General features: G+C 68.1%; 16 protein-coding genes. 12 read left to right on the forward strand and 4 right to left on the reverse strand.

The window, feature by feature from the left end; genetic code table 11:
* Window positions 1–565: 565 nt before the first annotated feature.
* The 6 genes from eno (at window position 566) to CYU89_RS10420 (ending at window position 4,806) form a co-directional block, all read left to right on the forward strand.
* Window positions 566–1,849: a phosphopyruvate hydratase gene (eno, locus tag CYU89_RS10395; RefSeq protein ID WP_296280740.1), complete on the forward strand. Its 1,284-nt coding sequence runs from the start codon at window positions 566–568 to the stop codon at window positions 1,847–1,849.
* A 3-nt stretch (window positions 1,850–1,852) separates the two neighbouring features.
* The gene (gene ftsB / locus CYU89_RS10400) at window positions 1,853–2,200 is read left to right on the forward strand and encodes a cell division protein FtsB (RefSeq protein ID WP_296280742.1); all 348 of its coding nucleotides are present in this window, start codon (window positions 1,853–1,855) and stop codon (window positions 2,198–2,200) included.
* Window positions 2,200–2,895, forward strand: a complete 696-nt coding sequence (gene ispD / locus CYU89_RS10405) for a 2-C-methyl-D-erythritol 4-phosphate cytidylyltransferase (protein ID WP_296280743.1) — start codon at window positions 2,200–2,202, stop codon at window positions 2,893–2,895. Before ftsB ends, ispD begins: the two co-directional genes overlap by 1 nt.
* Before the next feature lie 18 nt (window positions 2,896–2,913).
* On the forward strand, window positions 2,914–3,405 hold the full coding sequence (gene ispF / locus CYU89_RS10410) for a 2-C-methyl-D-erythritol 2,4-cyclodiphosphate synthase (protein WP_296280745.1): 492 nt from the start codon (window positions 2,914–2,916) through the stop codon (window positions 3,403–3,405).
* 8 nt (window positions 3,406–3,413) lie between these two features.
* Window positions 3,414–4,439 (forward strand): tRNA pseudouridine(13) synthase TruD, encoded by a 1,026-nt coding sequence (truD, locus tag CYU89_RS10415; RefSeq protein WP_296280747.1) that lies wholly within the window; start codon window positions 3,414–3,416, stop codon window positions 4,437–4,439.
* A 133-nt stretch (window positions 4,440–4,572) separates the two neighbouring features.
* A complete protein-coding gene (locus tag CYU89_RS10420) occupies window positions 4,573–4,806 on the forward strand; it encodes a hypothetical protein (protein WP_296280749.1) in 234 nt (77 codons plus the stop codon).
* A gap of 17 nt (window positions 4,807–4,823) precedes the next feature.
* On the opposite strand, the gene CYU89_RS10425 is transcribed toward CYU89_RS10420, so the two are convergent.
* Entirely contained in the window at window positions 4,824–5,369 is a 546-nt protein-coding gene (locus CYU89_RS10425; protein WP_296280751.1) for a Smr/MutS family protein, read from the reverse strand.
* Between the two features lie 89 nt (window positions 5,370–5,458).
* Between CYU89_RS10425 and surE the strand changes: the two genes are divergently transcribed.
* Genes surE through CYU89_RS10450 form a run of 5 tightly spaced genes read left to right on the forward strand, consistent with a single transcriptional unit; the run spans window position 5,459 to window position 9,268 of the window.
* Window positions 5,459–6,238, forward strand: a complete 780-nt coding sequence (gene surE, locus CYU89_RS10430; protein WP_296280753.1) for a 5'/3'-nucleotidase SurE — start codon at window positions 5,459–5,461, stop codon at window positions 6,236–6,238.
* Window positions 6,235–6,912 carry a protein-L-isoaspartate(D-aspartate) O-methyltransferase gene (locus CYU89_RS10435; RefSeq protein WP_296280755.1) on the forward strand — a complete coding sequence of 226 codons (678 nt, stop codon included), beginning with the start codon at window positions 6,235–6,237 and terminating at the stop codon, window positions 6,910–6,912. The genes surE and CYU89_RS10435 overlap by 4 nt, the downstream gene beginning before the upstream one ends.
* Window positions 6,913–6,917: 5 nt before the next feature.
* A complete protein-coding gene (locus CYU89_RS10440; protein ID WP_296280757.1) occupies window positions 6,918–7,574 on the forward strand; it encodes an exopolysaccharide biosynthesis protein in 657 nt (218 codons plus the stop codon).
* Between the two features lie 39 nt (window positions 7,575–7,613).
* Complete coding sequence (locus CYU89_RS10445) at window positions 7,614–8,402, forward strand: peptidoglycan DD-metalloendopeptidase family protein (protein WP_296280759.1); 789 nt, start codon at window positions 7,614–7,616, stop codon at window positions 8,400–8,402.
* Between the two features lie 20 nt (window positions 8,403–8,422).
* Window positions 8,423–9,268 (forward strand): endonuclease/exonuclease/phosphatase family protein, encoded by an 846-nt coding sequence (locus CYU89_RS10450; protein WP_296280760.1) that lies wholly within the window; start codon window positions 8,423–8,425, stop codon window positions 9,266–9,268.
* Here the strand turns inward: CYU89_RS10450 and CYU89_RS10455 are convergent.
* Genes CYU89_RS10455 through yhbY form a run of 3 tightly spaced genes read right to left on the reverse strand, consistent with a single transcriptional unit; the run spans window position 9,229 to window position 10,577 of the window.
* Window positions 9,229–9,861, reverse strand: a complete 633-nt coding sequence (locus CYU89_RS10455; protein ID WP_296280762.1) for a D-Ala-D-Ala carboxypeptidase family metallohydrolase — start codon at window positions 9,859–9,861, stop codon at window positions 9,229–9,231. The two genes, CYU89_RS10450 and CYU89_RS10455, sit on opposite strands and share 40 nt — an antisense overlap.
* Window positions 9,862–9,871: 10 nt before the next feature.
* Window positions 9,872–10,249, reverse strand: a complete 378-nt coding sequence (locus CYU89_RS10460; RefSeq protein ID WP_296280764.1) for an Mth938-like domain-containing protein — start codon at window positions 10,247–10,249, stop codon at window positions 9,872–9,874.
* 22 nt (window positions 10,250–10,271) lie between these two features.
* Window positions 10,272–10,577: a ribosome assembly RNA-binding protein YhbY gene (gene yhbY / locus CYU89_RS10465; protein WP_296280766.1), complete on the reverse strand. Its 306-nt coding sequence runs from the start codon at window positions 10,575–10,577 to the stop codon at window positions 10,272–10,274.
* Between the two features lie 101 nt (window positions 10,578–10,678).
* On the opposite strand from yhbY, the gene rlmE reads away from it, so the two are divergent.
* Window positions 10,679–11,311 (forward strand): 23S rRNA (uridine(2552)-2'-O)-methyltransferase RlmE, encoded by a 633-nt coding sequence (gene rlmE / locus CYU89_RS10470; protein ID WP_296280950.1) that lies wholly within the window; start codon window positions 10,679–10,681, stop codon window positions 11,309–11,311.
* Window positions 11,312–11,354 lie beyond the last annotated feature (43 nt).

Genomic DNA, 11,354 nt, shown 5'->3' on the forward strand with positions numbered 1-11,354 from the left:
AGAACGGGTTCCTGGAGTCGACGGTCTAAGCCATGAATCGAGCGACTGGCGGGATGCTGGTTGTGCTGGTGGCCGTAACGGCGGCGGTGCCACGGGCGGGCGCCTGTCAGATGGGTTCGGGCGACCCGCGGCAAGACTTGGCTAAGGCATTCAGCGAAAGCCATGAGGTCTTCGTCGCAAGGCTCGACAACTACGCTGAGCGCGCGCAGGAAGCACGGAGTCCCTTGCTCCTTGCGACCGCCGACTTCGAAGTGGTCGAGGTCCTGAAGGGCCACCCACCAATGCGCGGGACGTTGTCGGGTGGCGTGGTGTGGCGTGCGGTCCCCGACATGCCGATTCCGCCCCCGCCGCCTCCGCCTTCATGTGGACCCTGGGTAACTTCGCCCGATATCGAAGGGAAAACAGCGTTAATCTTTGTCCCTTCTTACGGTCGCGCAGGTCAGCCACAAGGTCTGCGCGACGTTCATCCGTTTTCGGTGCGGTTTTCCCAGCACGACCTCGCCCATACCCAAGCTACCTTGACGTTCGTACGACAACTCACCTCCACGGACCCCCGATCGACACCATGACCACCATCGCCAAGATCCACGCCCGCGAAATCCTCGATTCCCGCGGCAATCCCACCCTCGAAGCCGAGGTCACGCTGAAAGACGGTTCCTTCGGTCGCGCCATGGTGCCGTCTGGCGCCTCGACCGGCACCAAGGAAGCCGTGGAACTGCGCGACGGCGACAAGACCCGCTACCTGGGCAAGGGCGTGCGCAAGGCGGTGGAGAACGTCAACGGTCCCATCGCGAATGCGCTGCATGGCTTCGACGCCGCCGACCAGGAGGGTCTGGACCGTCGCCTGATCGACCTGGACGGCACCGAGAACAAGGGTCGTCTGGGCGCCAACGCATTGCTCGGTGTCTCGATGGCGAACGCCCATGCGGTGGCCGCGTCGAAGAAGGTCCCGCTGTGGCAGCACCTGTCCAATGGCGAGGTGACCTTGCCCGTGCCGATGATGAACATCATCAACGGCGGCGCGCACGCCGACAACAACGTGGACTTCCAGGAATTCATGGTGTTGCCGGTCGGATTCGATTCGTTCGCCGAATCGCTGCGCGCGGGCACCGAGATCTTCCACTCGCTGAAGTCGGTGCTGAAGGGCCACGGCCTGAGCACGGCGGTCGGCGACGAGGGCGGCTTCGCCCCCGATTTCCGCAGCAACGTAGAAGCGCTGGACACCATCCTGGAAGCCATCGGCAAGGCCGGCTACACCGCCGGCGAAGACGTGCTGCTGGGCCTGGACGTGGCGTCCAGCGAGTTCTTCGATAACGGCAAGTACCATCTGGTGGGCGAGAACAAGCGCCTGACCAGCGAGCAGTTCGTCGACTTCCTGGCCGACTGGGCCGCGCAGTACCCCATCATCACCATCGAAGACGGCCTGGCCGAGGACGACTGGGCGGGCTGGAAGCTGCTGACCGACCGGATCGGCAAGAAGGTGCAGCTGGTCGGCGACGACCTGTTCGTGACCAATCCGAAGATCTTCAAGGAAGGCATCGAGTCCGGCACGGCCAACGCGATCCTGATCAAGGTCAACCAGATCGGCACGCTGACCGAGACCCTGGAGGCCATCGCGATGGCGCACCACGCGAACTACGCCGCCGTCGTGTCGCATCGCTCGGGCGAAACCGAAGACACCACCATCGCCGACATCGCGGTAGCCACGACGGCCACGCAGATCAAGACCGGCTCGCTGTGCCGCAGCGATCGCGTGGCCAAGTACAACCAGCTGCTGCGCATCGAAGAGGCGCTGGGCAGCAAGGCGCGCTACGCCGGCCGCAACGCCTTCGTGTCGCTGAAGAAGTAATCCATGCGCAAGGCGCCCTGGCTCCTGCTGGTCCTCGTGCTGCTGCTGGGATGGCTGCAGTACAAGTTCTGGTTCGGTGTGGGAAGTTCAGGGCAGGTCGTCGCGCTGGAGCAGCAGGTCGAGTCGCAGAAGCGCGAGAATGCCGGCCTGCAGGAGCGCAACGATGCGTTGGCCGCCGAAGTCGAGGACCTCAAATCGGGCGAATCGGCGGTGGAGGAGCGTGCACGCAGCGAACTGGGCATGATCAAGCCGGGCGAGAAGTTCTACCGCGTGGTTGAACCCGCTGCGCCGGCGCCGGCCGCGGAAGGCGATGCGGCCGGCAACGCCGCCACCGCGGACCCGCTTCCCTGATGGCCCGTCTCTGGGCTGTCGTGCCCGCCGCAGGACGCGGCACCCGCTTCGGCGGCGAACTCCCCAAGCAGTATCTCCCGGTGGAGGGTGCGCCCCTGATCGCGCACACGCTCGCGGCCCTGTTCGCGCACGATGCGGTGGAGGGCGCCGTGGTGCCGGTGTCGGAGAACGACGCGGACTGGCCGCGCTGGACGGAACTCGCGGGCAAGCCGGTGCTTGCCTGCGTCGGTGGCGCCAGCCGTGCGGCGTCCGTGCTGGCCGGCCTGCACGCACTGCCTGACGACGTGCGCCCGGATGATTTCGTACTGGTGCACGATGCGGCGCGCCCGAACCTGTCCCTGGCCGACCTGACGCAACTGCTGGAACGTGGTCGCAATGATCCGGTCGGTGCGATCCTCGCCGCGCCGGTGCGGGACACGTTGAAACGGGCCGGCGACGACGGCGGGATCGACGCCACTGAACCCCGAGAGCGCCTGTGGCGTGCGTTCACGCCGCAACTTTTCCGTCGCCTGCAGCTGACCCGCGCGCTCGAGTCCGCCACGACCGATGGCGTCGAGGTCACCGACGAGGCGATGGCGATGGAGCGCCAGGGCTTGCGCCCGCTGCTGGTGGAAGGCTCCGAGAGCAACTTCAAGATCACCACGCCGGCGGACCTGGCCCGGTTCGCCTACGAACTGGCGCAGCGTCACCGCTGACCTCCTGACGGAAACGACATGCCCGATTCCTTGAACATCCGCATCGGCCAGGGCTTCGATGTGCACGCCTTCGGCGACGGCGACCACCTCATGCTGGGTGGTGTGCGCGTGCCGCATGATCGCGGCGTGCTGGCGCACAGCGACGGCGACGTGGTGCTGCATGCCGTGTGCGATGCCATGCTCGGCGCGGTGGCGCTCGGCGACATCGGCCGGCATTTCCCGCCTTCGGATGATCGCTGGAAGGGCGCGGACAGCCGTGCGTTCCTGCGCCACTGCGATGCCTTGCTGCGTGAACGCGGCTGGCGCGTCGGCAATGCCGACGTCACCGTCATCTGCGAGCGTCCCAAGGTCGGTCCCCATGCCGATGCGATGCGGGCTTGCGTGGCCACGGATCTCGGGATTGACGCGGATGCGGTCAGCATCAAGGCGACCACGACGGAGAAGCTGGGCTTCACCGGGCGCGGCGAAGGCATCGCGGCGCAGGCGGTGGTGCTGCTGGTGCGCGCATGAGCGGGGCAATGCCGCGCGCGTTCGGCGCGTCGGTGCTGTCGGCGCGTATCCGTACGGCACCGGAGGATTTCTTCGTCGAGGAGCTTCCGGGTTTCGAGCCCTCGGGCGAAGGCGAACACCTGCTGCTGACGGTCGAGAAGCGCGGCATGAATACCGCGTTCGCCGCCAAGCGCATCGCGGCGTGGGCGGCGATCGCCGACATGGGTGTCGGCTACGCCGGCCTCAAGGACCGCCATGCGGTGACGCGGCAGCGCTTCAGCGTGCACCTGCCACGCAAAGTGGCACCGGACATGGGCGGGCTGGCATCGGACGATCTCAAGGTCATCGATGCGTCATGGCATTCGCGCAAGCTGCCGCGCGGGGCGTTGGCCGGCAACCGGTTCGCGCTGGTGCTGCGTCAGGTGGAAGGGAATCGGCAAGCGATCGATGCACGTCTTGCCGAGATCGCCGCGCATGGCCTGCCCAACTGGTTCGGTGAACAGCGCTTCGGACGCGATGGCGGCAACGTGGCGGCGGCACTGGCGATGTTCGGTGGGCGCCGGGTGCGGCGCGAGCAACGGTCCATTCTCCTGTCCGCCGCACGTTCTGAACTTTTCAACCGCGTGCTCTCGGCCCGGCTTGCCGACGGCAGCTGGAATCGCGGCCTCGAAGGCGAAGTGTGGATGCTGGCCGGCAGCCGCAGCGTCTTCGGGCCCGAGCCCTGGAGCGAGACGCTCGCGCAGCGCCTGGCCGACTTCGATATCCATCCGACAGGGCCGTTGTGGGGCGCGGGGGCATCGCGCGCGCAGGCTGCCGCCCATGCCTGCGAGGACGCGGCGCTGCAGGGCGAGGATGCGCGCGCGCTGAAGACGGGTCTCGAGCAGGAGGGCCTCCGCCAGGAGCGTCGTGCCCTGCGACTGCGACCCGACGGGCTGGCTTGGGAGTGGCTGGATGCGTCGACCCTCAAGGTTGGTTTCGCTCTGCCGCCCGGCAGCTATGCCACCGCCGTGCTGCACGAGTTGGGGGACGCCGCGGACGCGTCCGGACCGGCCTGAGCCGTTCGTCGGAAATCGGGCACAAGCACTGGCAGCGTGGAATGGCGGGCGTATAAGCGGTAGCGACGGCGGTGGATGATGCCTCGCCGCCGAGATGTCGGTCGCAGCAACGTCCTGCTACTTGGAGGTCGCCATGAGTCGCCTCGATCGCTTTTCCAGCGCCCTTTTCCTCGCCGTGCTGCTTTCCGGTTGCGCGAGCACCCGTACCGCGAGCACCGCCGACAAGGTATTGATGCAGCCACGATCCGACGTGGATGCGGTCTACGTGGGCTATGTCAATGCCATCGCCAAACAGCGCGGTACCGAAGTGATGTGGGTCAACCCACCCAAGAAGCGAGTGTCGGCCTCCGTCGCCTCCGCGCGCTAGCGGATAGGCAGGCCGAGCTAGCGGCGCCGGGCCAGGAGTACCAGCACGGCGCCGGTGCCGCCCTGCGCCGGTGGTGCCGAGTGGAACGCAAGGACATCCGCGCGATGGCGCAGCATCCTGTCGACCGCATTCTTGATCACGGGTGCCCCGACCTCGGATCGCGTGCCCTTGCCATGGATGATGCGGACACATCCGTAGTCGTGCTGGTGGGCCTCCAGCAGGAATTGCCTCAACAGGCCTTCCGCCTGCAACGCCGTGGCGCCGTGCAAGTCGAGTTCATCCTGGACGGAGAACTGGCCCCGCTTCAGTCGCTGGAAGGCGCGCGGCGACAAGGCCTCGCGCCGATGGCTCAGCACATCGCCGGCTGCGTGCAGGTCGAAGGATTCCAGCCCGCGCTGGAATTCGCTCAGCGCGTCGACATCATCCTGCTCGGCCATGCGAGCACGCGGTTTCGGCGGCGCCTTGCGCGGCGGTGGCGTGGCGGTGTCCAGGCGTCGCACGTCGCCGATCGCCTCGCGGAACAGCGCGGCGTCGTCATCGTCGGGGGGCGAGGAGCGAGACATGCCGCCAGCGTAGCGGCATCGCCACGTGACGCAAGCGCGGGAAGCCTCGGCGTTGTTCCGGTATCATGGGGCCGTCCCCGAGGAACCCCATGCGCGTACTGGTCAGCAACGACGACGGCGTCGACGCCCCCGGCATCCGAATCCTGGCAGAGGGCCTGCGCAGCGCAGGCCACGAAGTGTATGTGGTCGCGCCCGACCGCGATCGCTCCGGTGCCAGCAACTCGCTGACGCTCGACCTGCCGATCCGGCTCAAGCGCATCGACCACTACACCTGCAGCATCGCCGGCACGCCGACCGACTGCGTGCACCTGGCACTGACGGGCATGCTCGAGTTCGAGCCCGACATCGTGGTATCCGGCATCAACAACACCGCCAACCTGGGCGACGACGTCATCTACTCCGGCACGGTCTCGGCGGCGATGGAAGGGCGCTTCCTGGGCCTGCCCGCAGTGGCCATGTCGCTGGCCACCAAGAACCACGACGCCAGGCATTACGAGACCGCCGCGCGTGCCGCCGTGGAGATCGTCGCGCGTTTGAAGTCGGATCCGCTGCCGGCAGACACCATCCTCAACGTCAACGTGCCGGATCTCGCATGGTCGGAGGTGCGGGGCTTCGAAGTTACGCGCCTCGGCAACCGACACCGTTCCGAGCCCTGCGTGCCGCAGCCGGATCCGCGCGGCCACACCGTCTACTGGATAGGCCCCGCCGGCCGCGAGCAGGATGCGGGCCCGGGCACGGACTTCCACGCGGTGCGTACGGGCCATATCTCCATCACGCCGATCCACGTCGACCTGACCCGCTACCAGGCGCTCGAGAAAGTCGCGGGCTGGGTGGGGGGATTGACGGCCTCGCTCGAGGGGACGGCATGACGCCGCGACTGCGGCTGCAGCCGGAAGCGGTGGGCATGGGCATGACCTCGCAGCGCGTGCGCGACCGCCTGGTCGAGCGGCTGCGCGAGTCGGGCATCGCCGACGAGCGCGTGCTGAATGCGATCCGCACGTTGCCGCGCCACCTGTTCGTCGATGAAGCGCTCGCCACGCGCGCTTACGAGGACACGGCGCTGCCGATCGGCCACAGCCAGACCATCTCGCAGCCGTGGGTGGTCGCGCGCATGACCGAGGTCCTGCTGGAAGCGGCGCCGAAGAAGGTACTGGAGATCGGCACCGGATCGGGTTACCAGGCCGCGGTCCTCGCGATCCTCGGGCTGGAGGTGTACACGGTTGAACGCATCGGCGATCTGCTGCGTCAGGCGCGCAAGCGGCTGCGGCAGATGGGCTTCAACGTCCGCAGCAAGCACGACGATGGACGCATCGGCTGGGTAGAGCACGGTCCCTACGACGCCATCATCGTGACCGCCGCCGCGCCGGCCCTGGTGCCGGTGCTGGTGGAACAACTCGCGATCGGTGGGCATCTCGTCGCACCGGTCGGCGGCAGCGGCTCGCAATCGCTCGTGCGACTGGTGAAGCGCGCCGACGGCAGCATCGAGGAAACGACGCTGGCGCCCGTCGTGTTCGTGCCGCTGTTGTCCGGCACCCTGGACTGACCGGCATGACCCATCCGCGTCCCGACGAAGGATCGCCGAACCATCCGGCATCGCTGGGAGAGCAACTGGCCGGCATCATCGAGCGCCTGCCTCCCGACACGCTGAGCTTGGGCGAACTGCTGGATGTGTTCAGCGACGAAGGCCTGCTGTTGCTCACCATCCTGCTGACCCTGGTGTTCCTGATCCCCGTGTCGATCCCGGGCGTCAGCACCGTGTTCGGCGCGGCGATCCTGCTGGTCGGCGTGAGCCGCCTGTTCAACCGCCCGCTGTGGCTGCCACAACGCGTCAAGCACAAGGCGCTGCCGGCCGATCGCCTGCGCCCCGGCCTGACCGGTGGGCTGGTCTGGGTGCGCCGGATGGAAAGGATCAGCCGTCCGCACCGCCTGCGTGTCTTCGTCGACGGGCCAGGGCAAGGCGTCTTCAACAACCTCGCCTTCATCCTCGCTGCCCTATTGTTGATGGCGCCTTTTGGATTCGTGCCATTCAGCAATACCCTGCCAGCCTTGGCGCTGCTGCTGTACGCCATCGGCTTCATCCAGCGCGATGGCGGCGCGATCCTGATGGGCCACCTGGCCAACATCGGTACGATCGTCTACTTCAGCGTGCTGATCGGTGGGGGCGGGGTGGCGGCACGCGAACTGTTCCAGCGCCTGACCGGCTGAGGCCGGCGGCCATCGCCCTGTGAGGAAACGAACGACCGCATGACCACGACGCTTCGTCCACGCCACCGCATCGCGCGCGCGTTCCTTGCCGGCATCGCCCTCGCGGTGCTGGGCGCCTGCTCCACCACGGTGGTGCGCGAGCCCACCGCATCGTCGACCACGCGCAAGGCGTCCCAGGCCAAGCCCGGTGCCACGGTGCGCGTGCAGCGCGGCGACACGCTCTACGGCATCGCGTTCCGCAACGGCATCGACGTCAACGACCTGGCGCGCTGGAACAACCTCGCTGCCCCCTACACGATCTATCCGGGCCAGTCGCTCAAGCTGTTCCCCGGCACCGGCGGCAGTCGTCCCGCGACGACCACCACGACGGCCGCCCGACCCGCGACCGGCACGACCACGCGTCCCGCACCGCCGCCAGCGCCGGCCACCCGCCCAGCGCCGGCGCCCGCAAGCAGCGGTTTCAGCTGGCGCTGGCCTGCCGAGGGGCACTTGATCGGTCGGTATGTCGCCGGCGACGCGACGAAGCAGGGTGTCGACATCGCGGGCAGCAGCGGACAGGCCGTCCGCGCCGCCGCAGATGGGGTGGTGGTCTATTCCGGCGCAGGGCTGGTGGGTTACGGCGAGCTGATCATCGTCAAGCACAGTGAGGCCTGGCTGTCGGCGTACGGCCACAACCGCAAGCGACTGGTCAACGAAGGCCAGAGCGTCAAGGCCGGCCAGCAGATCGCGGAAATGGGCAGCAGTGGCGCTTCGCGCGAGATGCTCCACTTCGAGATCCGCCACAACGGCAAGCCGGTGGATCCGCTCCAGTACCTGCCGCCGCGGTGAACGTCGTCCAGGGCGGGGCGATGGCAAGGTGGACGCCGGCGGTGCTGGCGGTTGTCGTGTTCGCAGCGGGGGTCCTCGCCGCGTGCCAGCGTCCCCGCGAGTTACCCACGCAATCGCACGTGGACGTGGTCACGCTCAATCTCTGGCACGACAAGCAGGACTGGCCGCACCGGCAGGACATGATCGTCGCCGAGTTGGCGACGCTGGCACCCGACATCATCGTCTTGCAGGAGGTGCTGCAGGACGCCGCGCTACCGAACCAGGCGCAGACGCTCGCCGCCCGACTCGGCTACCGGTACCGCTTCTTTTCCGCCGACGCGGCCGGCCAGGCCCGGCGCTACGGCAATGCGATCCTGGTGAAGGGGGCGATCGAACAGTCGCGGGAGGTCAAGCTGTCCCCGCTGGACGACTACCGGACCGCCGGCTGGGTGCGCACGCGGGTCGGGGGCCGTCCATTGAATGTCTACGTGACCCACCTGCACCACACGCCGACCGGCGGGGCGATCCGGGCAGACCAGATCGGCGGTGTACTGGCGTTGATCGGCGAGACATCGGGCGACGCCCCGTCGATCATCGGCGGCGACTTCAACACGCGCGCCGATGCGTCCGAACTCGCGCCGCTGCGCACGCGCTTCTTCGACGCCTATTCGGACGCGCACGCGGGCGTGGATACGAACGACCCGATGCACACCACGCTCAATCCGCACCTCGGCCATGCGCCGATCCGCATCGACCACGTGTTCGCCCAGCGCGATGCGTTCCGTGTCGTCGACGCCGACATCATCCTCGACCGGCCCGACGCGACCGGCGCCTGGCCCTCGGACCATTACGGCGTCCGCGTGCGGCTGGCGCGCTCGCCGGACTGATCCTCGGCGGTGACGCACAGCGAGGTGCCGCGCCGATGGTCGGTGCCCCATGTTCGGTGCCCGGCCGTATCGATGTGGATCCTGGTCGGCGTGTAGAACCCAAGCCCCATCGCCAGCGCGGGCCCCTGCGTGCGCCAGAAGTGGCATAGCGCGGCCACGCGACGGTCGTCGGCAAGGTCGAAATCGAGCGCATTGTTCAGCAGATGCCGACTGCGGGCGCTGCCGCCGGCGCAGCGGTTCACCTCCACCGACCGGTAACCCGAACGCGCCCGGCTTCCCTCGACGATTCCCATCGCCTGCAACTGCGCGACCACGCGCAGGGTAGGCACGATCGCCGCGGCGCGGTCGGGCGGGGGCAACAGGAATTCCGGCGCATCGCAGGCCTGCCAGCGACGGCTGGAGCGCAGCAGCGCGGGGATCGGCACGACCCGACCCACGCCGGCATCGGCCAATGTGCGCTGATAGGCCGTCAGGGCGCGCGCGTCGGCCTTCGCACGCCAGGCGTCGTACCGCTGGGTGGCATCCGGAGCCGGGACCGGCCGAGCGCATGCCGCGAGGAGCAGCAGGGCAGGCAGCAGGAACCGGCCCCGCATCGCGGCCAGATCAGGCCGATGCGAGCAGGAAACCAGCCACGACCTTGCGCGATTCGCCGGCCAGTACGTTGAAGGTGCGGGCGGCCGCGGCATTGGTCATGACCTCCAGGCCCACGCCCTGGCGCAGGCAGGCGGCCATGACGGCCGCGGGCGGAAACACCTGGCGCTCGCCCGTGCCCAGCAGGATCACTTCCGGTTGCAGCGCCAGCAGCGGGGCCAGGTCGTCCGGCACCAGCGCGGCGCTGTCGTGCACCGGCCAGTCCTCGAGCAGCTGCTGGGGCGAGAGGATGAAGCTGGTCGCCAGCACGCGGTCGTTCACGCGTGCGGTCCGGCCGTCCGCGGCGCGCAGCGCGAAGGCGTAATCGGGCAGTTCGTGGCTCAGCTGCATGGCAGGCGACCTGCGTGACGGATCAGCCGCGCGGCAGCACGATGTGCCGGCGTTCCTTGCTCGGACGGTACAGGACGGCGGTGTGGCCGACGCGCTGCACGAGGGCGGCGTCGACCTTGTCGGCCAGGTCCTCGATCATGCTGTCGCGGGCGTCGCGATCCTCGCCGGCGACCTTCACCTTGATCAGTTCGTGCTGTTCCAGCACCGCGTCCAGCTCGGCGATGAAGGCCGGGGTGACGCCCTTGTTGCCGATCTGCAGCAACGCTTTCAGGTCGTGGGCCTGGCCGCGCAGGAAACGGGTCTGGGCAGCGGTCAGGGCAACAGGCATGCGGCACGGTACGGGTCGAAAAGGGCGATCAGGGTATCATGGCCACCCCCACGAACGGCTCCGGCGGCTCCCGTCGCAGCGTGCCCGGAGACCTCGCCGCCATGGCCACCCGCAGCAAGAGCAGCCAGCGCTGGCTGAAGGAACACTTCTCCGATCCCTACGTGAAAAAGGCCCAGGCCGAGGGCCTGCGTTCGCGTGCGGCGTACAAGCTGGAGGAACTGCTGGAACGCGACCGCCTGCTCAAGCCGGGCATGGTCGTCGTGGACCTGGGCGCCGCCCCGGGCGGCTGGTCGCAGTTCGTCCGCCAAGCGATGGGGGACAGCGGCCGTGTGGTCGCGATGGACATCCTGGACATGCCGCCGCTGGCCGGCGTGGACTTCCTTCATGGGGATTTCAGGGAAGACAGCGTCCTATCGCAGCTGGAAGCCATGCTGGACGGTGCCCGGGTGGACCTTGTGCTGTCCGATATGGCCCCCAATAAGAGTGGTGTGGATGCGGTGGACCAGCCGCGGATGATGCATCTGGCGGAGTTGGCGATGGCATTCGCCGACGACCACCTGAAGCCGGGCGGGGCCTTCCTGATCAAGCTGTTCCAGGGCGCCGGGTCCGACGACTACATCCGCGAGCTGCGTCGCCGCTACGACAAGGTGGCGATCCGCAAGCCGGACGCCTCCCGCAAGCGCTCCCCCGAGGTGTACGCCCTGGGACAGGGCAAGCGGATCCAAATCAAGTAAGGTCACGTAACGTGCGCAAGCGCAAAGAGGAATACCGGAGCCG

The organism is Pseudoxanthomonas sp., assembly GCF_002863005.1.
Lineage (GTDB): Bacteria > Pseudomonadota > Gammaproteobacteria > Xanthomonadales > Xanthomonadaceae > Pseudoxanthomonas_A.